We start from the raw sequence: 24,629 nt of genomic DNA, 5'->3' as shown, positions 1-24,629 counted from the left end.
GGCTTCTTCCATGCCGCCTACCGGGTTAGCTGACGGGTTAGGGCCAGGAAGTGCCCTCCGGCGCACGGGCGCCGGCTCACCCCGAGGGAGGTGGGTCCCCGGTTCCGCGGGAGCGCGGATTCGGCGTCCATGACCTATCGGGCGCGGGCGCGCACACCTGAGTCGGCAGGCGGCGATGTTCCGGTAAAGGAGCGGTCAAGACGGGGGCCGGAGGCGGGGCATGGTCAGGGCCGGTCAAGACGGGGGCCGGAGGCGGGGCGTGGTCGGGGCCGGGCGGAGGCGCGGCTCCGGGGAGCCCGGTTCACCCGGGGGTCACGCCGGCGTGCCGGACCAGGAGCGCAGGAGGGGGAGCAGCACCGTGTCGACGGCGTCCTCGGCGAACGCCCGGTCCAGCGGCCGGCCGCCGATCAGCAGCCGGTGCCAGACCAGGGACTCGATGAGGACGCGGAGCCGGGACGGGTCGCCGCCGGCGGCCTCGCCGCGCTTCCTGGCGCGGGCGAGCAGCGGGGCGCTGCCGGTGAGGTCGGGCCGGGGAGCGTGCTCGCGCAGGGCCGCGGCCAGGGAGGGGTTGCCCAGCAGCGCGGGGAACAGCCCGAGGATGACGCCGTGCCTGCGCTCCAGCGCCTCGCAGAACGCGGTGACCGCCTCGACGAGGTCGCCGCGGAGGGAGCCGGTGTCGGGCGGCGGCGCCGTCTCGTTCTCCAGGTGGTTGCAGACCAGGTCGACCACCAGCGCCTCCTTACCGGGCCAGCGGCGGTAGATCGTGGCCTTGCTGGCGCTGGCCCGCCTGGCGATCTGGTCGATCGACATCCGGTCGAACCCGACCTCGGAGAGCAACTCGCGCGTCGCGTCGAGAATGGCGCGCTCCCGGGCTGGGTCGAGACGCACGATGCCTCCGGTCGGTCATGGCTGCCGTTCGAGCATCTCGAATCGTACGCCGGTGAGCTCCGCGGAGGTCTCCCAGAGCCGCCGGGCCACCGCCTCGTCCAGCGCGCCGGGCCGGGGCCGCAGTTCCTTCGGCCCCGGGCCGACGAACGCGCCCGGCCGCACGCCGGGGGAGGACGCGGCGTACAGGGAGGGGATCGCGCCGCGTTCCGGCGGTTGCAGGACGAGCCGCGCCGCCGCCATGGCCGCGCGGACGAGCGGGCCCCTGCCCGCGATGCCGGTCGCCGTCGCGCCCGGGTGCACGGCCACGCTGAGCAGCCGCGCGCCGGCCCGGCGCTGGAGCTCCAGGGCGAACAGCAGGTTGGCCAGCTTGGAGCGGCCGTAGGCGGAGAACCTGCCGTAGCGGCGCTCCAGGCCGAGGTCGCCGAAGTCGATCCTGCCGAAGGCGTGCGCGTCGCTGGAGACGGTGACGACCCGCGCGCCGGGCCGGGCCAGCAGGCGGGGCAGCAGCAGGCCGGTCAGCGCGAAGTGCCCCAGGTGGTTGGTGCCGAACTGCATCTCGAAGCCGTCGGCGGTGGTCCGCCGGGGGATCATGCCGACCCCGGCGTTGTTGATCAGCAGGTCGACCGGCTCGTCGACGGCGGCGGCGAAGGCGCGCACCGAGGACAGGTCGGCCAGGTCCAGCCGCCTGAGCTCGGCCCGCGCCCCCGGAGCCGCGGCCGCGACCGCCTCCAGGGCGGGCCGCGCCCGGGCGGGGTCGCGCACCGCCATGATGACGCGGGCACCGTGCCGGGCCAGCTCCAGCGCGGTCGGCACACCGATGCCGCCGCCGGCCCCGGTCACCACGGCGGTGGAGCCGGTCAGGTCGGGCAGCCGCTCCGGGGTCCACATCGTCGTCCTCCAGGTGTACGAAACGGTTTCGTACACCACCGTACGGCCGCCGCCGGACGGGCGCAAGGGAGCGTGGTCGGCTGTTCACCTCGGGTTCCCGGTGCCGTAAGACCGCCGCGTTACGTTGGGCCCGTCGTGAACGGGTCATCGCCCGGCGTGGAGCAGCACGGTCGAGACCACGCGCGGGATCAGTGTTCGGCCGTCGCCTGGGTGGAGTCCCCGCTGCAGATGCTCTGCGCGGTGGAGGCCCACCACGCGGGCCTGCTGGGTCCCCGCACCCGGGTGGTCCCCCGGGCCGGGCTGCGCCCGCTCGCCGTGACCCTCCGCGAGCTGCGCCGGCTCGGCCTGCCGGACGGCCTGGAACTGGCCGAGCCGGAGCCCGACATGCCGCGGCCGGGCCGGGACCCGGTGTGGGTGATGGGCGACGCCTTCTCCGGCAAGGTCCAGCTCGCCTGGCTGACCGCCTTCCCCCGCCGCGTCGTGGTCGTCGACGACGGGCTGGCCACGATCAGACTCCTGGAACTGCTCACCGGGCGGCCGGGCGCACCGCTGCTGCGGGCCCGCGCCACGGGCCGGCCGCTCCGCTCCGCGCTGCGCACCGCCCTGGGCGCGGCCGCCTCCCTGCGGCTGCGGGCCGCCGCCCGGTCCGGCGGGCTGTCGGTCTTCACCGCGATGCCCGTCCCAGCGGAGCTGGCGGCCGCCGTACGGCGCACCGGCGCGGAGCTGGTCGGCCACGACTTCGCCTGGCTGCGCGCCCAGCCGCTACGCGGGCCCCGCCCGGCCGAGCGCACCGTCGTGCTGGGCACCTCGCTGGTCCGCAACGGCCTGATCGACCGCGAGCACTATCTGTCGTGGCTGGCCGGCCTGGGCTCGGCCGGGCCGATCGCCTACTTCCCGCACCGGCGGGAGGACCCCGACGACCTGGCCCGGGTCAGGCGGCAGCCCGGCATCACCGTCTACGAGGGCGGCGGCCCCGCCGAGATGACCCTGCGCGGGCTGGCCGCGGAGCAGCGGGTGATCAGCCTGCCCTCCACCGCGGTCACCTCCCTGCGGGTCCTGCTCGCCGCGCGGGGCGTGCCCGTGGAGACGGTCGACGTCCCCGACGAGTGGTGGACCGCCCGGGCGGCCCCCTCGCTCCGCTCCCACCTTTCGATGTTCGCCCATCACGACACTGGAGTCACCGGTTGAAAGTCCTGGCCGTGGCCGACTCGGATTCCTACCTGAAGTGGGCCGCCTGCCTGCTCGGGGGCCTGCCCCCGGGCTGCACGGCGGAGCTGACGGTGATCCGCACCCCCATCACGCCGTCACCCGCCCAGATCCGCGCGGCCGTGTCCGGCTCGGCGGCCGAGCCGCCGGTGCTCTCCGCCCGCGCGCTGCGCCGTACCGCCGAGCGGTTCCGGCCGGACGCCGTGCTGGTCGCCTGCACCGGCCCCGTGGTGGACATCCTGACCGCCGAGGTGCTGGCCGGACTGTCCCCGCGGCCGGTGTTCGTCTCCGGGCTGCCCGGGATCTCGGTGCCCGCCACCGAGAAGGCGTGGCTGTTCCGCAGCGGGTGCGACCTGTTCGTGCTGCACAGCGGGCGGGAGGTCGAGGAGTTCTCCGAGGTCGGCCGCAGGCTCGGCGGGGGCGGCCAGGTGGGCCTGGCCCGGCTGCCCTTCCTGCGCCCCGGCGCGGACGCCGCGGCCGCGCCGGGACCCCGCGACCGGGTGGTGTTCGCCACCCAGGCCAAGGTGCCCAGGCGGCGCGGGGATCGCGAGCGCATCCTGCTGGCCCTGGCCGACCTGGCCGGGCGGCGGCCGGACCTCGACGTGGTCGTCAAGCTCCGCGCCCTGGCCGACGAGCGCCAGACGCACAACGAGCGCCACCACTACCAGCGGCTCTGGCAGGACCTCGGCGGGAGCCCCGGCGCGCTGCGCTTCGAGGGCGGGCCGATGCACGAGCACCTGGCCCGGGCGGCGGGCTTCGTCACGGTCAGCTCGACCGCGGCGCTGGAGGCCATCGCCCTGGGAGTGCCGCTGCTGGTGCTCTCCGACTTCGGGGTGAGCGCGGAGATGATCAACCTCGTCTTCGAGGGCAGCGGGGTGCTCGGCACCCTGGACGACCTGGCCGAGGGGCGCTTCCGCACGCCCGACGAGGCCTGGTGCGAGGCCAACTACTTCCACGGCGGCGGGGAGGACGACTGGACGAGCCGGCTGGTCTCCCTCGTCGGCCAGGCCCGCTCGGGCCGGCTCGTGCCCGCCCGGTCGCTGCTCGACGGCCCGCAGTACGCCGCCGCCCGCCGCCGTGCCCGCCTGCGGGTGGAGGTGCCGCCCAACGTGCTCCGGGTCGGCTACCGGGCCAAGCGGCGGATGCGCCGCTACCTGCGGGCGCTGGGCTGAGCCGCCCGCGGGCGCCGGACCGGGCAGGGGGCGCCGGTCGCCGCGCCGGCGGGGATGCTTAACTCGGTAGAGGCGCCGCACCGCGCCGGTGACCTGGGAGGCGAGAGCGACGAGGGGGTGGTCGCAGGTGTCCTCGGCCCACTCGGCGTCCGCGGCCTCCCCCGCCCCGCGTCCGGCGGTGCTGGAGGCCGCAGGCCTGCTCGACGCCCCCGTGCCCGCCCTGGAGCGGCTGTCCCGCCTGGCGGCCGGCCTGCTGGACGCGCCCGCCGCGCTGGTCTGCCTGGCGGACGGGCCGGAGCAGGTCGTCCTCGGCGCGGCGGGCCCCGCCGCGCCTCCGGCGGGACGGCGCAGGGCTCCGCTGCGGGACTCCGCCTGCGGGCGGGTCACCGCCACCGGCGCGCCGCTGGTCGTGTCCGGCACCGGTCCCGGCGGGCGCCCGGGCGGCGATCCGGCGCTCCCCGGCCTGGCGGCGCGGGCCTGCGCCGCCTTCCCGCTGCGCGCGCCCGGCGGCGGGGTGCTCGGGGCGCTGTGCGTGCTCGACACGGTCCCCCGCGGCTGGGACCGGTCCCAGCTGGAGACGGCCGAGGACGTCGCCGCGATGGCGGAGGCGGAGATCGCCTCCCGGCTGGCCGGCGGAGAGGCGCTGCTGTCGGCCCGGCGGGCGTGGCGGATCCTCGACCGCCACGGCGACGCCTCCGTCTCCGTCGACGCCGCGGGAACGGTGACGGAGTGGAACCGCGCGGCCGAGCGGCTGTTCGGCTGGTCGCGGGAGGAGGCCGTCGGCCGGGACGCCGGTGAGCTGATCGTCCCGGCGCGGCTGCGGCGGGCGTACCGCGAGGGACTGCGCCGGGTGCGGGAGACCGGCGGGCGGGCCGTGGCCGGCCGGCGGCTGGAGCTGACCGCCGCGGACCGGCACGGCGGGGAGTTCCCCGTGGAGGCGGCCGTCCAGGCCGATCCCGGGCAGGACCCGCCCGTCTTCCACGCCTTCCTGCACGACATCAGCGCGCGGCGGGCCGTACGGGAGCAACTGGAGCGGGACCGGACCTTCCTGGCGGCGCTGCTGGACAGCATCGAGGCCGGGGTGGCGGCCTGCGACGCCGACGGCCGGATCGTGCTGTTCAACCAGGCGATGCGCGACGTCCACCACCTGGGCGAGCAGCCCCTGGACGCCCGGGACTGGGCGGCGACCTACCACCTGTTCGCCCCGGACGGGCGCACCCTGCTGCGCCCCGAGGAGATACCGCTGGTGCGGGCGTTCGCGGGCGAACGGGTCGAGGGCCTGCAGCTGGTGGTCGCCGTGCCGGGCTTCCCGCCCCGCCGCTTCCTGGTCAACGGCCGGCCGATCGACACCCCCGACGGGCGGCGGCTGGGCGCGGTGGTGGCCATGCACGACGTCACCGGCCGGCACCGGGTCGAGGTCGTGCGCGACGTCCAGCAGGCGGTGGCGGAGGCGCTGGCGGACGCGGCCTCCGCCGAGGACGCCGCGGCGGGCGTGGTCGCCGCGATCACCGGGCGGCTGGGCTGGGCCTGCGGCGAGTACTGGCAGGCCGATCCCGGCGGCGACGCCGTCACCCGCCTCGTCTCGTGGACCGGGCCCGGCAGGGACCTGACGGCGTTCACCGGCGCCGGGCCGGTGACGTTCCGCTCCGGCGTGGGGCTGCCCGGCCTGGTGCACGCCACCGGCCGCGCGACGTGGATCCGCGACCTGCCGTCCGACCCGCGCGGCTTCGTCAGGCGGCGGGCCGCGGCGCAGGCCGGGCTGCACAGCGCCGCCGGGCTCCCGGTCCGCGGCGGCGGCGGGGGGACGCTGGGCGTGCTGGCCTTCTTCGCCGAGAGCGTCGAGGAGCCCGACGACGAGCTGCTCGCCCTGCTCGACGGGGCCTGCGCCGACCTGGGCCGCTACCTCGAACGCCGCCGCGCCGAGGAACTCGCCCTGGCCCTGGAGGCCAGCCGCCGGCGCGTCGACCGGATCGTCTCCCAGCTCAACGACTTCGTGTGGACCTACGAGATCGCCGACGGGGAGGTCCGCCCCGTGTTCGCCAGCTCGGAGGCGGGCGGGATCTACGGCGCCCCGCTGCCCGAGGGCGCCGACCCGCTCGCGCTCGTGCTCGCCCGGACGCCTCCGCAGGACCGGGCGGCCATCGAGGCCTACCTGGACGAGCTGCGGGCCGGCCGCCCGGCGCGGGTCGAGTTCCGCCTCACCGGGCTGGACGGCGTCACCCGCTGGATCTGGTCCAGGGCCGGGCCCCGCCGCGAGGGCGGCCGGCTCTTCGCCGACGGCATCTCCACCGACGTCACCGAGCAGCACCGGCTGGCCGAGGAGCGCGAGCGGCTGCTCGCCCGGGAGCAGGAGCAGGTCGACCGCCTGCGGGAGCTGGACCGGATGAAGGACGACCTGATGGCCCTGGTCAGCCACGAGTTGCGCTCCCCGATCGGCGCCGTGCGCGGCTACGTCGAGATGCTGCTGGACGACCCCTCGCTGACCGGCGAGCGCAGGCCGCTCGCCGGCGTCATCGACCGGGAGAGCGCGCACCTGCAGCGGCTGATCGACGACCTGCTCGACCTGGCGCGCTTCGAGGCCGGGCGGGCCGTCCTCGACCCGCGGCCGCTCTGCCTGGCCCGCCTGGTGCGCACCGCCGCCGACGCCCACCGGCCCGCCGCCGCCCGCAAGGGGCTCGGCCTCACCGTGGACGCGCCCGAGGACCTGCCCGTGCGGGCCGACCCGGTACGGCTCCGCCAGGTGCTGGACAACCTGCTGTCCAACGCCGTCAGATACACCCCCGAGGGCGGCTCCGTCCTCGTCACCGCGGACCGGCGGGGCGGTGGTGACGGCGGCGAGGCCGTCGTCACCGTCGCCGACACCGGCATCGGCATCCCGGCCGAGCAGTACCCGCGGCTGTTCACCCGCTTCTTCCGGGCCTCCACCGCCCGCCGGGCCGGGATCGAGGGCACCGGGCTGGGCCTGGCCGTCACCAAGGCGGTGGTCCAGGCGCACGGCGGCACCGTCACCGCCGCGCCCCGCGCCGGGGGCGGCACCGTCTTCACCGTCCGCCTGCCCGCCGAGCCGCCCGGGCGGGCCTGAGCGCGCCCGCACCGGGTTCCCCCGGGGCGGGCGCGCTCAGGAGAGCGCCCGCGACAGCCGGCGGCGCAGCCGGTCCAGGGCGCCGGAGGCGGGCGCGGGAGCCGGGGCGGGCAGCAGGCCGAGGGCGGACAGGCGCTGCCGCTTGAAGTGGCGGGCCGGGCCGTGGGCCTCCAGGTAGGCCGCGGCCTGCGCGCGCAGGTCGGGGTAGGCCTCGCTCTGCATGCAGTACCCGACCGCGTGGACCAGCGCCGCGACGTCCACCGGCGGAGGCTCCTGCAGCGACCCGTCCGCCCGGAGCCGGGGCAGCAGGACGTCGGCGATCGTGGCGGGCACGCGGTTGCTGTTCTCGTACGGCGCCAGCCGCTCCAGCACCAGCTCCGTGCCGGCGGTCGCCGCCGTCAGGCCGAACAGGCGCCGGGCGGTGACCAGGGCGGTGGAGAAGCACCCGACGACCGGCTCGGGGCGGAGCGCCGCGAAGTACGCCTCGGCCGGGACCGCCTCGTCCGCCACGGCGAGCCGGACGCCGAGCCCGGCGGCGGTCTCGCGGAGCCGCCGGGCGTGCCGCCGCCCGGCGGCCGGGTGCGGCTTGAACAGCACCGACGCGGCCCCCCGGGCGGCCAGCGCGCGCAGCATGTCCGCGTGCAGGCGGTCCTCCTCCTGCGGGGTGAGGACGCCCAGCGCCGACAGGTACTGCCCGAGGATCATCGCCGGGCCCGGCCCGGGACCGCCGGGCTCATCGACCGGTGGCGCCGGCATCTCGCCGAGGACGCGGCGGAAGGCGCCGTCGGAGACGACCTGCGGGCGCACGCCGTACTCCGACAGCAGCAGCGGGGCCAGGCCCGGCACCAGGTCGAGGTGGAGCAGGCGGGTGATCCGGCCGGCGATCTCGGCGGGGAGCGGGTCGCGGGTCGGGCCGTAGCTCATCAGCCCGTCGGAGTAGACCGTGACGGGGCAGTCCCGCAGCAGCCCGGTGATGGTCCGCGCCGGGGGGACCGCGACGGACTCCACGACCAGTTCGGCGATCCCGCCGTCCAGTCCCAGGTGGGAGCGGAGCAGCCGGCCCGCCATCGGGACCTCGACGACGCGGGCCCGCCACTCCGAGGGGTGCAGCGGGGCGATGATCTCGTTCCACGACCGCACCTCGTCGAAGCGGGAGCGGAGCGCGGCGAAGCCGGGGGCCTCGTCCAGGGCCGGAGTGATCTCCGGGACGGCCGCGTTGTTGGAGACCAGCAGGATCCGGCGGTCCTCGCGCGGCCCGAAGGCGCCCTCGTCCAGCGCGGCGGCCAAGGTCATCGCGCCGAACAGGGTCGAGGCGTAGAACACCCGCGTCCGTGCACTCACGACGCCTCCAGCAGCGCGCTCAGGACCGCCTCGCGGTCGGGGTCCAGCCTGACGGCGGCCGGCAGGTCCGCCGGGAGCCGGCGCAGCGCCTCGGCGCCGCGCCGTTCGAAGCGGGCGCGCAGCTCCGGCGGGAAGCGCTCGCCCAGCTCCAGGTGGTGGGCGAGCAGCGCGCGGAACTGGCGGGCCGCCTTCGGCAGGAACTCCTCCTCCAGGCCGTCGAAGACCAGGTCGAAGGCGTCGAAGAAGTGCAGCTGGCGCTCGTCGCCGACCTGGGTGAGCGAGCCGGTCACCATGCGCCGGTAGAAGAGCCCGGACAGGGAGACGACGGCGAACGAGGCGGCCTCGCGGTGCAGCCGCCAGATCCACGGCCGGTCCTCGGCGGTGTGCAGCCCTCCGGGGAAGGCCAGCAGGTCGCCGAGGTCGCGCCGGTAGATCCCGGCCCAGGCGTAGGGGTAGTCGACCATGGTCTTCGAGCGGGCGGGCAGGATGTGCTCGCGCGGCTTGAGCACCGTCCCGCGCAGCGCCAGCGGTGCCCGGTGCGGCACCCTGCGGCGCCCCTCCGCCTGGACGTGGTCCACCCGGACGAAGTCGCAGCCGAGGTGCTCGATCGCGCCGACGAGGTCCGCGAGGTAGCCGGGGGCGAGCCAGTCGTCGCCGTCCAGGAAGCTCACGTAGCGGCCGGAGGCCAGCGAGAGCCCGAGGTTGCGGGCGTCGGCCAGGCCCACCGGGGTCTCGTTGCGCAGCACGACGAGGCCCGGCAGGTCGTCGCGGAAGTCCTCGATCACCTGCGCCGTGCCGTCCGCGGACCCGTCGTCCACGACGATGAACTCGAAGTCGGCGCGCGCGTTGCGCGCCAGGGAGGCGAGCGCGTCGCCGATGTAGGGCTCGGCGTCCCGGACCGGGACGACGACCGACAGTCTGATCAAGGTCTTCCTCAGGGATCTGCGCCGCGGACGCCCCGACGGTAGCGGTCACCGGCGGGCCCGGGCTGAACGCGGCCGTACGCGCCGGTGAACATCCGGGAACGCCCGGCGTGCCGCGCGCCGGGCGTTCCCGCCGGGCGGGGGGCCGCGCAGGAGGGGCGGGGCGGAGGGGCGGGCGGGAGCGGGGGGGGGGGGGGGGCGCCGTCCCCCGCTCCCGGGTGCGGGCCCCTGCCGGGGCCCGCGTCTTTCAGACGGTGACGCGGCGCAGCCGGGCCTTGGGGGCCTGCTCGCCGGGGAAGACCCGCTTGACGCCGTCACCGAGCGCGGTCTCGATGATCCGGATGTCGCGGACCAGGTGCTCCAGCCCGGCCGGCTCCAGCGAGGCGGCGTGGTCGGAGCCCCACATCGTGCGGTCCAGGGTGATGTGCCGCTCCACGGTCACCGCGCCCAGCGTGACGGCCGCCAGCGAGATCTGCAGGCCGCGCTCGTGGCCGGAGTAGCCGACGGGCACGCCGTACCGCTCCTGGAGGGTGGTGATCGTGCGGAGGTTGGCCTCCTCCGGGGGGAGCGGGTAGGTCGAGGTGGCGTGCATCAGCACCAGCTTCGAGGTGCCGAGGATCTCCACCGCCCGGTCGATCTCCTCCAGCGTGGACATGCCGGTGGACAGGATGACCGGCTTGCCGGTCGCGGCGAGCGCGCGGAGCAGCTCCAGGTCGGTCACACTGGCCGAGGCGACCTTGTGCGTGACGACGTCCAGGGACTCCAGGAACTCCACCGACGGCACGTCCCACGGCGAGGCGAACCAGTGCAGGCCCCGCGCGGCCGAGTAGCGGGCGATCTCCGTGTACTCCGGGAGGCCGAACTCGGTGCGGATCTTGTACTCCATGTAGGTCATCTCGCCCCACGGCGTCTGCCGGATCTGGTCGCGCTGCTCCGGCGGGACGCAGATCTCCGGGGTCCGCTTCTGGAACTTGACCGCCTGGCAGCCCGCGTCCGCGGCCACGTCGATCAGCCGCCGCGCGATGTCCAGGTCGCCGTTGTGGTTGATGCCGATCTCGGCGATCACGTAGACCGGCTGCCCGGCGCCGACCAGCGCGTCGCCGATCCGGACGGGCGGGACCGCCGGGGCGGGCGCGGGGCGCGGCGCCACGAGCAGATCCGCCCGCGGCGCCGGTGCCGCCGCAGGGCCGGCCGCGGCCGCCGCGGTCTCGGTGCGGGCCGCCAGCACCCGGTCGCACAGCTCCCGTACGGCCCCCGCCCCGCCCGGCCGGGTCAGCACGACCCGCGCCGCGGCGCGCACCCTCGGGTGGGCCTCGGGGACCGCGACGGGCCAGCCGACGTCGCTCATCGGGCCGAGGTCGTTGACGTCGTTGCCGACGTAGGCGACGCGCGCCGGGTCCAGGCCCTCGATGGCCAGCCAGTCGCGCAGCACGGTCCGCTTGTCGGTCAGGCCCTGCAGGACGGGCACGCCGAGCTTGCGGGCGCGGGCCGAGACCACCGGGTTGCGCTCGGTGGACATGATCATGATCTTGACGCCGGAGCGGCGGAGCAGGGAGACGCCCATGCCGTCGGAGCGGCTGACCGCGACCATCTCGCGGCCGTCCTCGTCGACGTAGGCGCGGTCGTCGGTGTGCACCCCGTCGAAGTCGGTGATCACCGCGTCCACGTCGATCGGCTCCGGCAGGTCCACGAACGGCGCCAGCGCCCGGACGATCTCCAGGTCCTCGGGGGTGTCCACCTCGACGGCGTGCCGCGACGGCACCGGCTGCACGGCGACCCGGCCGAAGAAGCGGTGCCCGTGCTCGCGCAGGCCGCCGGCGCGCATCGCGTAGAACGCGCCGGTCTCGCGGTAGTGCGGCTCGCGGTCCTGGCGGCGCGGGCGGAAGGACGGGTCGTGGTTCACCCCGGCCCCGGCGGCGTCCCACAGGAACTCGTGCGTCTCCAGGCCGGAGAAGACCACGTCGGCGTCGCCGTCGAGGACCTTCGCGATCGCGGCGTCCAGGTCGGCCGGGTCGATGAACGCGCTGGTGCACTGGACGAGGAGGACCACCTCGGGGCTGCCGGCCAGCCGGTCGAGCGCGTGCAGCACGGCCGACTCGCTGGAGGCCTCCGCGCCGCTCAGCTCGCCGGGCCGGTCGACCACCTCGGCCCCGGCGGCGCGGGCGGCCTCCGCGATCCCCTCGTGGTCGGTGCTGACCACGACCCGGTCGATCAGCTCGGCCCGGACGCAGGCCCTCACCGCACGGGCGACCAGGGGAGTTCCGCCCACGGGGGCCAGGTTCTTCAGCGGGACGCCCGCCGAACCTCCACGGGCGGGGATGACGGCCAGGACTCGCAAGGTGACTCCTCTTACCTACGGCAAAAGCCCCTGAGCTGGGGTATCCGGAACGCTAGCCACGGGGGTGACCGGTAAGGGGTGCCTGAGTTGAACGCCCAGAGTCGGCCGTCTTAACACTTACGGATGATCGCGGGTGCCGCGGGAGAGGGAGTCGCCGGGGAACTCGCCGCATATCCATGACGATATTTCCGATTTAAGACGAAAAATGGTGATATGTGAAATCGGGCGCGAAAAGAAGCGCCGCGGACGGCGTGAGCCGGTCCGCGGCGCTCTTCTGATCCGAGACGGGTTTCTACTGGGTGTAGCTGTCCCGCCCACGGTCGGACACGTCCCGAGCGGTCTCCCGGGTGGCGTCCTTGGCCTTCTTGGCGCTCTCCTTGGCCTTGCCCTTGGCCTGCTCGGCGCGGCCCTTGGAAGCCATGCCCTCGTTACCGGTCATCTTGCCGGCGGCCTCCTTGGCCTTGCCCCGCATCTGATCGAAGTTGGTCATCTCTGCTCCCCCGTTGAAATGACAGGATTGTCGGTGGAAGTCATAACCGGACAATCGCGGTACTAATCGTGATCTAGGCATCTTTAGGGCGAGGAACACCGCTCGCAGATATCCGATTTCCCACTTCGAGGGAGAACACCGGGCGAATCCATGGAAAAGCGCGGCGCGGCGCGTCGCCCGTGGCCCGCGGATCCGGCCCGTCCGTCCCGCGGCCGCCCGATCCGTGGACGTCCGCTCCGAGGTCCGCCCCGCGGCCGCCGCCGGCGCCCCGTGGTCCCGTCCGGTCCTGTGGCCACAGGTCCGGTCCCGCGGCCGCCGCCGGCGCCCCTCGGTCCCGGGCGGCGGCCGCCGTACCGTGCCGCAGCCGGGTGAACGCCACCTGCGCGGTAGCAAACTTGGACAATTCAATATCTTGTATCGTTCGTGTTTGTGGCGGTAAGGTGTGGCGCCATGATCGCGCCTATGACCCCGGCCGCGGAGGAACTGCGCGGTGCCGGCCTGCGGGTGACGGCCGCCCGTGTCGCACTGCTCGAGACCGTCCGGGACGGTGACCACCTCGACGTCGAGGCGATCGCCTCCGGGGTGCGCGATCGCGTCGGCCGTGTCTCCCTCCAAGCCGTGTACGAGGCGCTCCACGCGCTGACCGCGGCGGGACTCATACGCCGCATCGAACCGGCCGGCAGCCCGGCCCGGTTCGAGGGACGCGTCGGTGACAACCACCACCACGCCGTGTGCCGCTCGTGCGGCGCCGTCGCCGACGTGGACTGCGCGGCCGGTCGGGCGCCCTGCCTGGCCCCGTCCGACGACCACGGCTTCTCGATCGACGAGGCCGAGGTCATCTACTGGGGCCTGTGCCCCGGCTGTTCCACCACCCGAAACTCCTGAGCACCCTGATCTGCCTAGCCGAGAAGGATTCCCATGACCGAGAACCACGACGCGATCGTCACCGACCCGAAGACGGAGGGCGACGGCGGCGGCTGCCCGGTCGCGCACGGGCGCGCCCTGCACCCGACCCAGGGCGGCGGAAACCGCCAGTGGTGGCCCGAGCGGCTCAACCTGAAGATCCTCGCCAAGAACCCCGCCGTGGCCAACCCCCTCGGCGAGGACTTCGACTACGCCGCGGAGTTCCAGACCCTCGACCTGGCGGCCGTGAAGCGTGACATCGCCGAGGTGCTGACCACCCCCCAGGACTGGTGGCCGGCCGACTACGGCCACTACGGCCCGCTCATGATCCGGATGGCGTGGCACAGCGCCGGCACCTACCGGATCAGCGACGGCCGCGGCGGCGCCGGGGCCGGCCAGCAGCGCTTCGCCCCCCTCAACAGCTGGCCGGACAACGCCAACCTCGACAAGGCCCGCCGCCTGCTGTGGCCGGTCAAGAAGAAGTACGGCCGCAAGATCTCCTGGGCCGACCTCATGATCCTCGCCGGCAACGTCGCCCTGGAGACGATGGGCTTCAAGACCTTCGGCTTCGCCGGCGGCCGCGAGGACGTCTGGGAGCCCGACGAGGACGTCTACTGGGGCCCGGAGACCACCTGGCTCGGCGACGAGCGCTACAGCGGCGACCGCGAGCTCGAGGACCCCCTCGCCGCGGTCCAGATGGGCCTCATCTACGTCAACCCGGAGGGCCCGAACGGCAACCCGGACCCGCTCGCCTCGGCCCGCGACATCCGCGAGACGTTCCGCCGGATGGCGATGAACGACGAGGAGACGGTCGCCCTGATCGCGGGCGGCCACACCTTCGGCAAGACCCACGGCGCCGGCCCGGCCGACCACGTCGGCCCCGACCCCGAGGCCTCCCCGATCGAGCAGCAGGGCCTCGGCTGGAGGAGCACCTTCGGCACCGGCAAGGGCGGTGACACGATCACCAGCGGTATCGAGGTCACCTGGACGAACACCCCCACCCAGTGGGACAACAGCTTCTTCGAGATCCTGTTCGGCTACGAGTGGGAGCTGACCAAGAGCCCCGCCGGCGCCCACCAGTGGAAGCCGAAGGGCGACGCCGGCGCCGGCACCGTCCCCGACGCCCACGACCCGGCCAAGCGCCACGCCCCCGGGATGACGACGGCCGACCTCGCGCTCCGGTTCGACCCGGTCTACGAGCAGATCTCGCGGCGCTTCCTGGAGAACCCCGACGAGTTCGCCGACGCCTTCGCCCGGGCGTGGTTCAAGCTGACCCACCGCGACATGGGCCCGGTCGCGCGCTACCTCGGCCCGGAGGTCCCCGGCGAGGTGCTGCTCTGGCAGGACCCGCTCCCGGCGCGGACGTACGAGCTCGTCGACGCCGACGACATCGCCGCCCTCAAGGGCAGGGTCCTGGAGTCGGGCCTGTCCGTCTCCGACCTGGTGTTCACCGCGTGGGCCTCGGCCGCCTCCTTCCGCGGCAGCGACAAGCGCGGCGGCGCCAACGGCGCGCGCATCCGCCTGGAGCCGCAGAGCGGGTGGGAGGCCAACGACCCCGACCGGCTGGCGACGGTGCTGCGCACCCTGGAGGGCATCCAGGAGGCGTTCAACGCCGCCCAGACCGGCGGCAAGCGGGTCTCGCTGGCCGACCTGATCGTGCTCGCCGGGTGCGCCGCCGTCGAGAAGGCGGCCAAGGACGCCGGCTTCGACGTCCGGGTCCCCTTCACCCCGGGCCGCGTGGACGCCTCGCAGGAGCAGACGGACGTGGAGTCGTTCGCCGCGCTCGAGCCGACCGCCGATGGGTTCCGCAACTACCTCGGGAAGGGCCACCGGCTGCCGGCCGAGTACCTGCTGATCGACCGGGCGAACCTGCTGAACCTGAGCGCCCCCGAGATGACGGTCCTGGTCGGCGGCCTGCGCGTCCTGGGCGCGAACCACCGGCAGTCGCGGCTCGGCGTCTTCACCGAGACCCCCGGCGCGCTGACCAACGACTTCTTCGTCAACCTGCTCGACCTGGGCACGGAGTGGAAGCCGGTCTCCGAGGACGAGAACACGTTCGAGGGCCGCGACCCCGCCACGGGCGAGGTCAAGTGGACCGGCAGCCGCGTCGACCTCGTCTTCGGCGCGAACTCCGAGCTGCGCGCGCTCGCGGAGGTCTACGCGAGCGACGACGCGAAGGAGAAGTTCGTCAACGACTTCGTCGCGGCGTGGGACAAGGTCATGAACCTCGACCGGTTCGACCTCTCCTGATCACGGTGTCCGGGCCGGCCCGCGAGGGCCGGCCCGGACCTCCCCGTCCCGCCTGTGCGCCGGAGGACTCCCGGTGCGCGCTCGCCTGCCGCTCCGGCGGTGCTCAGGGCCGGTGCGCGTCGGGGACGCGGTCGGGAAGGAGCGGCGTCCCGCCGGTGTCCGGGGAGCCGAGCGGGGCCGGAGGAGCGTCGGCGGGCGCGCCGCCGTCGGGCAGGTCGTGCTGGGTGAACATGTCGATGAGCAGCCGGACGGGCAGGTTCGCCTCGGTCGGATAGCGGAAGCTGCGATCGGGGTTGAGGGTGTAGTGGTTGCGGCGGCCGACTCTGTTGCGGCTCAGATAGCCCTCCTGGTGCAGGTCGGACACGATGCCCTGCACCGCGCGCTCGGTGATGCCGATGCGGTCGGCGATGTCGCGCAGACGGGCGTGCGGATCGCGGGCGATCTCCACCAGCACCCGGGCGTGGTGGGTCAGGAACGTCCAGGTGGAGGCAGGCTCCCCGGAGCTGCTCATAGCCATGTCATGTCTTTCGGGCCGGCCGGTTCGGCGGGGTGGTAACGCAGGTCCAATGTCTCTACCATAAGATCTTACCGGAAATGAATTTCCGGTATACTCCTTCTCGAAACGGCCTGCGGGTGAGATGATGTCAGTCGACCGGTCTCCCTCCCTGAGCGGAGGTCCACGTGCCTGCTCTCCATCTCCGGTGCATCCGCCCGCCCTCGCGGGGCGCCGTCGGTCCCGTCGTACCCCTGTCCGCGGCGTCGTGACCGTCCGGCAGGGAAACGCCCTCGGCATCCCCGAACCCTCCGGCGCCGTCGACGCCGTCCTCTACGCCGATCACCGGCTGCGCCTGACCTACCGCCCCGCACCCGGTCCGGCCCTCGTCCGGCTGAGCGGTGAGATCGACGCCACCAACCGCGCCGCGCTGGAGGAGACGCTGGCCCGCGCCGGGTACGGCGGCGACCGTCTCCTGATCGACGCCGGGCGGCTGCGGTTCATCGACACCGGTGGGATGCGCCTGCTGGCGCGCCTGTGGCGCACGGGCGCGGTCCGCCTGATCCACGTGCCTCCCTGCATGCGCCGCCTGGCGGATCTGCTGGACCTGCCACTGCGCGATGACGCCCTGGACGGGGTCGCGGAGGACGACCTCCACCCGCCGCGACAGGGATAGACCGACACAGACCCCGGACGCGTTTGGGCCGCCCGCCGCCGGGCAGTCGCCGTGTCGAGGGGAGAGGATGCGCCCGGGTACGGCAGAGCCCGGGCGCTGCCGAGGACGCGGCCGCGTGGTGGCGCGGCCGCGTCCGCGCTTTTCGGCGGGCGGCCCGGCGGAGAACGGTCCGCCGGGCCGCGCCCGCGCCGTCCACGGGGGCGGGCGCTCCCCGTGGGAGCGGGCCCGCCCCGGGCGGTCAGCGCCAGGTGTCGTCGCGGGTGACGGTCCCGCCGGACGGGGTGGTGAAGGAGCGGTTCGGGTCGCTCTCCCAGGTCACCGAGCCGTCGGGGTTCTTCTTGATGTACTTGTAGGAGATCGTCCGCCCGGCCGGCAGGTTCACCGTGGCCCTCCAGACCGGGTAGGCGGCGGAGGACAGGGCCACCGCGTTCGCCGGGTTCCAGGAGCCCAGCTCGGGGACGTCGCCGACGACGAAGACGTTCTGCCCCCAGGAGGTGGTCGCGTTCACGCCGAAGGACGCGGCGACCCCGCCGGGGCTGACCGTCGGGGAGGGGCTCGGCGAGGGCCCGCCGGTGTGGACGGCGACCGCGCTCTTGGCGGGCACGGTCACGGTCGCCCTGCCGCTGCCGTCCACGGTCACCGAGCCGCTCCCGGCGGCGTTGGCGTAGGTCCCGGCGGGCAGGCCGGTGGTGAAGGCGCGGGTCACGGAGCCGCTCCCGTTGTTGATCGCGACCCAGCCCTTGCTTCCGCGGCTGAAGGCGATCAGGTTGTCGCCGTCGTCGTACCAGTTGGCGACAGGGGTGCCCGAGACCGCCCGGTGGAAGCGCACCATCCCGGTCATCTGCCGGTGGAAGCAGGTCCAGCGGCCGTTGCCGCAGTCGGTGTCGGTGACGAAGCCGCCGCCCGCCGACGGCGGGCCGGCCTCCTTGTCGCTCCAGGTGAAGCCGGAGTAGACGCGCGGCGTGCCGTACGGCCAGGCCAGCATGAAGACGTTGGCCAGCCTGTAGGCGGCGCCGTGCTTGTAGGTGAGCGTGGAGCCGTTGCGCTCGGTGTCGTGGTTGTCGACGAACGTCACGGCCCTGTCGCTCGGCACCGACAGGCCCCAGCTCTGCCCGAACGTCTCCAGCCAGTGGATCTGCCCGGTGAACTGCTCCTTCAGCTTGCGGCCGAAGACGAACTCGTGCACGTCGCCGATCCCGGTGTACTGGCTCGGCTGGACCTTCTCGCCCGCGCCGTGGATGACCTCCAGGTGCAGGTACGGCGAGCCGGTCAGCCTCGACTTGATCGCCGCCAGGTCGTCGGGGTGGACGTGCTTGGCCGCGTCGACGCGGAAGCCGTCCACGCCGAGCGAGGTGAGCCTGTTGAGCCAGCCGGCGATCTGGTCGCGCACGTACGCGGAGCCGGTGTTCAGGTCGGCCAGGCCGACCAGCTCGCAGTTCTGCACCCGCCAGCCGTCGTTCGTGTAGTCGGCGTCGTTGATCGTGCAGGCGGGCGAGTGGAAGTCGGCGGCGGAGTAGAGCCCCGGATAGGTGTACTTGCCGAAGGAGTAGCCGCCGTAGCTGGTGCTGCCCTGGCCGGTCATGTGGTTGACGACCGCGTCGACGTGGACCTTGACGCCCGCGTCGTGGCAGGACTTGATCATTCTCTTGAAGGCGTTCTCGTCGCCGAACTTGCTGGTGAGCGCGTAGCGGGCGGGCTGGTAGACGTCCCACCAGACCGAGCCGCCCTTGCTCATCGAGTCGTGCGGCGGGGAGACCTGGACGGCGCCGTACCCGGCGGGGCCGAGCACCTCGGTGCACTCGCGCGCCACCGAGTTCCAGTTCCAGCTCCAGAGCTTGACGATGGGGGCGGTGCCGGCCGGGGGCGCCGCCTGGGCGGCGGTGGGGCCGAGCGCGGCGGGCGTGAGCAGGGCGGCGCAGGTCAGCACGCCCAGCGCCGCGGCGGTGAGGGGTTTGTAGGATCTCATGGTCGGGGCCTCCAGGAGAGTTGGACGGGTTCCCGTGCCGGGCCGGGTGCTGCAACACCCGGCCCGGCGGTCTGCGCCCGGTCCGCCGGGGCGGCGGCCGGTGGGACGGTGTCCGGCCCGCGGTGAAATCGCTTTCCGGACGGTTCCCGGATCCGCCCGGCCTTTTCGGACCGGGCGGATCGGGGTCGGGGACGGATCCTCAGGACCGCACGAAGACGGCGACCGTACGGGCCGGGACCGTCAGCGTGCCGGTGCCCGCGTCGAAGCGGGCCTGCTTGACGACGGCGTCGCCGCCGCCGGCCTGGACGGGGTGGAGGGCGACCTGGGCCCCCTTGAGAGCGGCCACGGTCTGCGGCTGCTCCTGCGGGGTCGCGTTGAAGACGACGGTGATCGACTTCCACGTCGGGTCGATCCCGGAGGCGTCCAGGTGCATGGTCACGACACCCGGGGTCTCCGCGGTGCCGCTGGTCGGGAAGGACAGCCGCTTCTGCACCTCGGCCAGGGAGCCGAGCGCGAAGACGGGGGAGGAGGAGCGGATCCGCAGCAGCTCGCCGTACCGGGCCCGGGCGGCCTCGATCGCGTCGCAGTCCGGCTTGAGCGCCGGGTCGGCCAGGAGCGGCCGGGCGTAGGGCCACTTGTCGGAGTTGTCGGCCTTGGGGGGCAGGCCCGCGCCGAAGCCGTTGCCCTGCGCGCAGTCCCACAGCAGCCGGTTGAACCAGTCGCCGGAGTCGTAGGAGTTGCGGTCGAGCGACTTGGAGCGGAGCCGTTCGCTGCCGGCGTGCACGAACGCGGTGCCCTGGGCCAGCACGCCGGTCGCCAGCGAGAGCGACTGCATGCGCACCCGGTCGGCCATGGCGGTGGCCTGCGGCAGCTTGTAGGCCAGCGCGTCGAAGAGCGTCTCGTTGTCGTGCGCGTCCACGTAGGTCACGGTCTCGCCGGGGGCGGCGGCGTACCCGGCCGGGGAGCCGTTGTAGTCGATCTGGGAGCCCTTGACCTCCTTGCCGGACGAGGCGGTGAAGGTGTAGTCGCGCAGGTTGCCGGCCAGGCCCAGCTTGATCAGGTCCTGGTAGGCCAGCAGGCGGGCCCGCTGCTGCTCGGCGGTGCCGTTGGCGGGCGAGCCGTTGGGGTCGCCCGCCAGGCCGGAGCCGAAGCCCTGGACGCGGGGGTCGGCGTCGAACGGGCCGCCGCCGCGCACCGCGTCGCGGAGCCGGTCGCTGAACGTGCCGATCCCGGTCCCGGCCAGGTTCGCCTGGGTGGCCTGCTCGAAGCGGGCGCCGTCGGCGACCTCGCCGAAGTTCCAGCCCTCGCCGTACAGGATGATCGACTTACCGTCCACGCCGTCCTTCTCGGGCGTCAGCGCGTCGAGGGCCTTCCGGACGGCGAGCATGTTCGCCTTCGGGTGGTGGCCCATCAGGTCGAACCGGAATCCGTCGATCTTGTACTGCCTCGCCCAGGTGACGACGGAGTCGACGACCAGCCTGCCCATCATCGTGTGCTCGGGCGCGGTGTTGGCGCAGCAGGTGGAGGTGGCCACGGCGCCGTCGTCCAGCAGCCGGTGGTAGTAGCCGGGCACGATCCGGTCGAGGACCGAGGTGGGGTCCTGCCCGGCGGCGTGGGCGTGGTTGTAGACCACGTCCATGACCACCCGCAGGCCGGCGCCGTTCAGGCTCGCGACCATGCCGCGGAACTCCCTGATCCGCGCGGCGCCGTCCGGCTCGGAGGCGTAGGAGCCCTCCGGCACGGTGTAGTGCAGCGGGTCGTAGCCCCAGTTGAAGCCGTCCTTCGCGGCGACGGCCGCCACGCACTCCTGCTGCCGTTCGGAGTCGGCGGGCAGCGCGGCCAGGTCGCAGTCCGGCTCGGCCCGGTCGGCCCTCCGCTCCGGGATCGTCGCGATGTCGAAGACCGGCAGCAGGTGCACGTGGGTCAGGCCGTCCTCCGCGAGGGAGCGCAGCTCCCTCATCCCGGCGGACTCGCCGGTGAAGGCGGCGTAGGTGCCGCGCCGCCCCTCCGGGACCGTCGCGTCGGAGGCGGAGAAGTCGCGCACGTGCAGCTCGTAGACCGCCGCCTTCTCCTGCGGTACGGCCGGCGGCTTGGCCAGCGAGGTCCAGCCGTCGGGCCGCAGCGAGCGGTCGGACAGGTCCACCAGGTGGCTGCGGACCGAGTCGGCGGCCAGCGAGACGCTGTAGGGGTCGGTCACCTCGTTGGTGACGACCTTCCCGGCGGCGGGGGAGTAGACCGTGACGAGGAAGGTGTAGTAGCGCCCCTTCCAGGAGGGCAGCCCCCGCACCGACCAGACGCCGGTGGCGTCGTCGCGGCGCATCGCGTGCACCTCGCGCCGGTCCGAGGCCGGGTCGCGGTAGAGCGCCAGCTCGACCTCGTGCGCGGTCGGCGCCCACACCGACAGGCGGGGCAGCGCGCCGGAGGCGTCCGGGCCCAGCTCGGCCGTCGCCGCCCTGGCGTAGACGTCGTCGAGCACGCCGGGCAGCTGCACGCCGGTCGCGGTCAGCAGCGCGCCGGAGGCGTCCCGCTCGACCGCCACGACCTGCCCGCGCAGCGCCTCGGTGACCAGGTCGGCGTCGCGCGGGTCCACGGTGAGGGCGGCGTGGCCGGCCAGGTGCGGCCATTTGGCCTTCTGCGCGTCGGTCAGCGCGCCGGGGTTCAGGCGGACGACCCGGTGGGAGCCGGTCAGCTCGCCCTTGGCGACCGCGATGCCGCCCGTGGCGGAGAACGCCAGCGAGTAGCGGAGCGAGGCCGACGGCTGGACCTTCCAGGCGACGGTGGCCCGGTCGATCCAGTGCGCGGAGGACTTCGACAGGTCGGCGTCCGCGCCCCGGGCGGCCGCCTGCGGCAGCACGTGGCCCTCGGTGGCCGCGACCCGCCAGACCTCGTGGCCGTCCGCGGCCAGGTCGAGCGCCTGGTCGGCGGGCAGGTCCTTGTCATCGCCCTTGTGGATGATGTAGCTCACGTTCTTCGCCCCCTCGGCCAGGGGCACGCGGTAGTGGACGCCGAAGCCGTCCCTGCCTGCGGGCATCAGCGGCTGCGCCCACTCGGTGGGCTGCGCCACGTCGCCCCACAGGTGCAGGCCCCAGCCGTCGTAGTTCCCGTCGGGCCGGTGGTAATGCAGGATCGCGACGTTCTCGGCGGCGGCGCGGGAGGTGTGGACCGTCTCCGAGCCGGAGACGACGTAGGCGTCCGGCCGGGCGGCCGGCAGGAACGACTGGTCGGGGCCGGGATCCTTGGTGTCGCCTTTGTGCACGATGTAGTTGACCGGGACCGAGGCGTTCTTCAGCGGGACCCTCCAGAACGCGCCGTAGGAGTCGGTGCCGTCCGGCGGGCGCGGCGACGCCCACTCGGTGGCCGCGCCGTCGGCCAGGCCGTCGCCCCACAGGTGCAGGCCCCAGCCGTCGTAGTCGCCGTCGGCGCGGCGGTAGTGCACGGTCGCGTACCCCTGGGCGGCGGCCCGGGAGGCGTGGGCGCCGTCCTGGCCCTGCGCCAGCCAGACCTCGCCGGTCTTGGCCGGGTCGACGATCCGGTCGCCGCCGTCCTTGTCGTCGCCCTTGTGGGCGATGATCCCGACCTCGCGCGCGCCGGGCTTCAGCCTGATCCACGCGAAGCGGCCGTAGGCGTCCTCACCGGTCAGCGCGAGCGGCTGCGCCCACTCGGTGGGCCGCTCGACGTCGCCCCAGACGTGCAGGCCCCAGCCGTCGTAGTCGCCGCCGGGGCGGTTGTAGTGCACGACCAGCCAGTCGCGCCGCACCGCGCCGGGCTCTTCCGGCTCGGGCTCGGCGCCGACGACCGCCTCCGCGCCCGCCGCGGCGAAGCGGCCCGCGGAGTCCTTCACGACCGCCCGGTAGGCGATCTTCGTGCCGGCCGGGACGCCCGTCAGGTCGTGGAAGACCCGGAAGGTACGGCCGGCCGCCGTGGCGTTCGGCGCGTCGTCGGTGCCGAGCACCTTCCACTTCCCGTCGCCGACCTTGGCCGCGAAGGTGACCTGGTCGAAGCCGGTGCCGGGCACGGTCGCGGTGACCGGGACCCGGCCGTCGCCGGCGGCGCCGCGGATCTCGGCGCCGGGCAGCGCGATGGAGACGGCCGGGGCCGCGGTGGGCCTGGCGAGGCGGGCCGCGGCCTTGTAGACCACCGCGGAGAGCGCGGGCACGGTGACCGCGATCCTGCTGTCCGCGCCGGAGGTGACCGCGGCGGCGGCATCGCCGTACACCTTGGTGAAGGCCGTGCCCGCGGAGAAGGTCGGCACGGCCACGCTCGCCGGCTGCTCGGCGTTGTTGACCGCCACGACGTACTCGACCTGCTCCTTGGCGCGGATCCGGGAGAAGGCGTAGACGCCGCCGGAGGCCAGCCGCTCGATCTGGGCGCCGTCGGCCAGCGCCGGGTGGGCGTCGCGGAGCTTCGCCAGCGCGGCGATGCCCCGGTAGAGCGGGTGGGAGGTGTCGTAGTTGTCCCGGGCGTGGGTGGCGTCGGTGCCGATCAGGTCGTCCGAGAGGTAGCTCTCGGTCGCCGAGGCGAACATGGGCTGGCGGGCGTCCTGGTCGCCGCCCTTGCCGGTGAAGCCCTGCTCGTCGCCGTAGTAGAGTCTATAACGGGCTTCTGACCAGCGGAAACGCGAACGTGCGCGAGGACCAGGACGACGCGGGCCCCCGCCGGCTCCGGCCGGAGCGGATCTCTTCCGACTTGCGGAGACTTCCGACTTGCGAATACGGTCGGGCCAGTCAGCAAGAGCAAGACCCGGAGGGGCCCCCGTGCTTCGCGTTCACAAGTCGCACCCTGACAGCGGTTTTACGATCATCGCTAACGGTGCGTTGCAGGATGCCCGGCTGTCGCTACTCGCCCATGGATTGCTGTCCTACCTCCTGTCACTCCCCGAGGGGGCCGACTGCGACACTCCGGCACTTGCCCGGAAGTTCCCCGAGGGGAAGCGGGCTATCGATCTCGCGAAGGCGGAGCTTCGCGCTCTCGGCTACATGATCACGACCCGGCGTCAGAACGATCGGGGACAGGTCGTAACCGACGTTGACGTGTTCGATGTCCCGCAGACTGCGGAGTCTTCGCATGTCAAACCGATGCCCGACGCCCCGGGCATCGGTCAGCCGGTCACCAGCCAACCGGACTCCGGGTCCGCGGACAGTACCCCTAACGGGGTAAAGAACTCCAAGAAAGAAACAACCCCCACCCCTGCCGCTCCGGTCATCCCGCTTCGCCGCAGGGCTGAGAGCCCCGTAGAAGCTCCGAAGGCCGGGAGGGCGGGTTTCTCTGCCGAAGATCCGGAAAATCTCGCCTGTGTGGATCTCATGGCCCGTATCGGCCAGGCAGAGCCGATGCTTCGTATCGGGGTAGGCGAGATGCCGCGGGTCGTTCCGCTGATCCGAGAGTGGAAGGTGCGCGGGGCTTCCGATGGTGAGATCCGGCGAGTCCTGGTGAGCGGTCTCCCGGCCGATGGGGTTCGTAACGCTATGGGTCTGATCGTTCACAGGCTGACTACGAAGATGCCGCCCATGCCTGCCCCGAAGGTGGAGCGTGTACACCGCGAAGAGTGTGGATGGTGCGGGAGACCCGTGCCTGTCGGGGCTGTCTGCCGGCATGGCGAGCCCGCGAAGGCTAAGACCGACGCTGATTACGACCGGGCCGACAGGGGACTCGCCGCGGCCCGTGCCGAACTCGCCCGCCGGGGTCTGATTCCTACGGGCAAGTAAGGTAAGCTGAACAAGTCGGAAGCGGGACCGGGGACCCCGGTCCCGCCGGACTGATCGGGGTAATGTGATCACATCTGACGTTGCGTCCGACGCCGGAGGGTAGAGAAGTGACGTTTAGTAGGCAGCGAGTAAGCCGCGAGGATATTAGGCGGCTAATCGCAAGCGGCAAGCCTTATGGGGATATCGCGACGGAACTAGGCTGTTCCTACAGCACGGTTGCACATGCCGCGAGAGAGCTAGGCTTCGGCCGCGCTTTGCTTAGCCATAAAAACGCTATCCCGTGGAAGCTTCGGCGAGAGCACCAAAAG

The 24,629-nt window shown here is 73.8% G+C and carries 16 protein-coding genes and 1 riboswitch; of the genes, 7 read left to right on the top strand and 9 right to left on the bottom strand.

The annotated features are described in order from the left end of the window. Nucleotides 1–136, bottom strand: a riboswitch (cyclic di-AMP (ydaO/yuaA leader). Nucleotides 137–312: 176 nt separating this feature from the next. Then, a complete protein-coding gene (locus ABD823_RS14740) occupies nt 313–888 on the bottom strand; it encodes a TetR/AcrR family transcriptional regulator (protein WP_344859805.1) in 576 nt (191 codons plus the stop codon). Nucleotides 889–903: 15 nt separating this feature from the next. Beyond that, nucleotides 904–1,812 (bottom strand): oxidoreductase, encoded by a 909-nt coding sequence (locus ABD823_RS14735; RefSeq protein WP_344859803.1) that lies wholly within the window; start codon nt 1,810–1,812, stop codon nt 904–906. Nucleotides 1,813–1,911: 99 nt separating this feature from the next. On the opposite strand from ABD823_RS14735, the gene ABD823_RS14730 reads away from it, so the two are divergent. From ABD823_RS14730 to ABD823_RS14720, 3 genes are all read left to right on the top strand, one after another. Beyond that, the gene (locus ABD823_RS14730) at nt 1,912–2,964 is read left to right on the top strand and encodes a hypothetical protein (RefSeq protein ID WP_344859801.1); all 1,053 of its coding nucleotides are present in this window, start codon (nt 1,912–1,914) and stop codon (nt 2,962–2,964) included. Nucleotides 2,965–2,975: 11 nt separating this feature from the next. Next, nucleotides 2,976–4,154, top strand: a complete 1,179-nt coding sequence (locus tag ABD823_RS14725; RefSeq protein ID WP_344859799.1) for a DUF6716 putative glycosyltransferase — start codon at nt 2,976–2,978, stop codon at nt 4,152–4,154. A 127-nt stretch (nt 4,155–4,281) separates the two neighbouring features. Beyond that, a complete protein-coding gene (locus ABD823_RS14720) occupies nt 4,282–7,236 on the top strand; it encodes an ATP-binding protein (protein ID WP_344859797.1) in 2,955 nt (984 codons plus the stop codon). A gap of 36 nt (nt 7,237–7,272) precedes the next feature. On the opposite strand, the gene ABD823_RS14715 is transcribed toward ABD823_RS14720, so the two are convergent. From ABD823_RS14715 to ABD823_RS14700, 4 genes are all read right to left on the bottom strand, one after another. Continuing rightward, nucleotides 7,273–8,577, bottom strand: a complete 1,305-nt coding sequence (locus tag ABD823_RS14715; RefSeq protein WP_344859795.1) for a polysialyltransferase family glycosyltransferase — start codon at nt 8,575–8,577, stop codon at nt 7,273–7,275. Beyond that, nucleotides 8,574–9,503 (bottom strand): glycosyltransferase family 2 protein, encoded by a 930-nt coding sequence (locus ABD823_RS14710; protein ID WP_344859793.1) that lies wholly within the window; start codon nt 9,501–9,503, stop codon nt 8,574–8,576. The genes ABD823_RS14715 and ABD823_RS14710 overlap by 4 nt, the downstream gene beginning before the upstream one ends. Before the next feature lie 244 nt (nt 9,504–9,747). Beyond that, the gene (locus ABD823_RS14705; RefSeq protein ID WP_344859791.1) at nt 9,748–11,838 is read right to left on the bottom strand and encodes an N-acetylneuraminate synthase family protein; all 2,091 of its coding nucleotides are present in this window, start codon (nt 11,836–11,838) and stop codon (nt 9,748–9,750) included. Between the two features lie 292 nt (nt 11,839–12,130). Next, nucleotides 12,131–12,328, bottom strand: a complete 198-nt coding sequence (locus ABD823_RS14700) for a CsbD family protein (RefSeq protein WP_344859789.1) — start codon at nt 12,326–12,328, stop codon at nt 12,131–12,133. Nucleotides 12,329–12,778: 450 nt separating this feature from the next. Between ABD823_RS14700 and ABD823_RS14695 the strand changes: the two genes are divergently transcribed. Further along, nucleotides 12,779–13,213 (top strand): Fur family transcriptional regulator, encoded by a 435-nt coding sequence (locus tag ABD823_RS14695; protein ID WP_344859787.1) that lies wholly within the window; start codon nt 12,779–12,781, stop codon nt 13,211–13,213. A 33-nt stretch (nt 13,214–13,246) separates the two neighbouring features. Next, nucleotides 13,247–15,481: a catalase/peroxidase HPI gene (katG, locus tag ABD823_RS14690; protein ID WP_344859785.1), complete on the top strand. Its 2,235-nt coding sequence runs from the start codon at nt 13,247–13,249 to the stop codon at nt 15,479–15,481. A gap of 103 nt (nt 15,482–15,584) precedes the next feature. Here katG and ABD823_RS14685 read toward each other — a convergent pair whose 3' ends face one another. Then, on the bottom strand, nt 15,585–15,992 hold the full coding sequence (locus ABD823_RS14685) for a helix-turn-helix transcriptional regulator (protein ID WP_344859783.1): 408 nt from the start codon (nt 15,990–15,992) through the stop codon (nt 15,585–15,587). A gap of 250 nt (nt 15,993–16,242) precedes the next feature. On the opposite strand from ABD823_RS14685, the gene ABD823_RS14680 reads away from it, so the two are divergent. Next, the gene (locus ABD823_RS14680) at nt 16,243–16,650 is read left to right on the top strand and encodes an STAS domain-containing protein (RefSeq protein ID WP_344859781.1); all 408 of its coding nucleotides are present in this window, start codon (nt 16,243–16,245) and stop codon (nt 16,648–16,650) included. Nucleotides 16,651–16,888: 238 nt separating this feature from the next. Here ABD823_RS14680 and ABD823_RS14675 read toward each other — a convergent pair whose 3' ends face one another. After that, a complete protein-coding gene (locus ABD823_RS14675) occupies nt 16,889–18,616 on the bottom strand; it encodes a carbohydrate-binding module family 20 domain-containing protein (RefSeq protein WP_344859779.1) in 1,728 nt (575 codons plus the stop codon). 199 nt (nt 18,617–18,815) lie between these two features. Beyond that, nucleotides 18,816–23,141 carry a pullulanase-type alpha-1,6-glucosidase gene (pulA, locus tag ABD823_RS14670; RefSeq protein WP_344859777.1) on the bottom strand — a complete coding sequence of 1,442 codons (4,326 nt, stop codon included), beginning with the start codon at nt 23,139–23,141 and terminating at the stop codon, nt 18,816–18,818. A gap of 229 nt (nt 23,142–23,370) precedes the next feature. Here pulA and ABD823_RS14665 point away from each other — a divergent pair, with 229 nt between their 5' ends. Next, nucleotides 23,371–24,321, top strand: a complete 951-nt coding sequence (locus ABD823_RS14665; protein ID WP_344859775.1) for a hypothetical protein — start codon at nt 23,371–23,373, stop codon at nt 24,319–24,321. The last annotated feature ends 308 nt before the right edge of the window (nt 24,322–24,629 follow it).

The organism is Planomonospora alba, assembly GCF_039534085.1.
GTDB classification, from domain to species: Bacteria; Actinomycetota; Actinomycetes; order Streptosporangiales; family Streptosporangiaceae; genus Planomonospora_B; species Planomonospora_B alba.
This window is presented reverse-complemented; position numbering and strand designations above follow the sequence as displayed.

Excerpts from the sequence above, each read along its gene's own strand:
- ABD823_RS14700 (WP_344859789.1), bottom strand. The coding sequence starts at position 12,328 with ATGACCAACTTCGATCAGATGCGGGGCAAGGCCAAGGAGGCCGCCGGC.
- ABD823_RS14695 (WP_344859787.1), top strand. The coding sequence starts at position 12,779 with ATGATCGCGCCTATGACCCCGGCCGCGGAGGAACTGCGCGGTGCCGGC.
- katG (WP_344859785.1), top strand. The coding sequence starts at position 13,247 with ATGACCGAGAACCACGACGCGATCGTCACCGACCCGAAGACGGAGGGC.
- ABD823_RS14685 (WP_344859783.1), bottom strand. The coding sequence starts at position 15,992 with ATGAGCAGCTCCGGGGAGCCTGCCTCCACCTGGACGTTCCTGACCCAC.
- ABD823_RS14675 (WP_344859779.1), bottom strand. The coding sequence starts at position 18,616 with ATGAGATCCTACAAACCCCTCACCGCCGCGGCGCTGGGCGTGCTGACC.
- pulA (WP_344859777.1), bottom strand. The coding sequence starts at position 23,141 with ATGTTCGCCTCGGCGACCGAGAGCTACCTCTCGGACGACCTGATCGGC.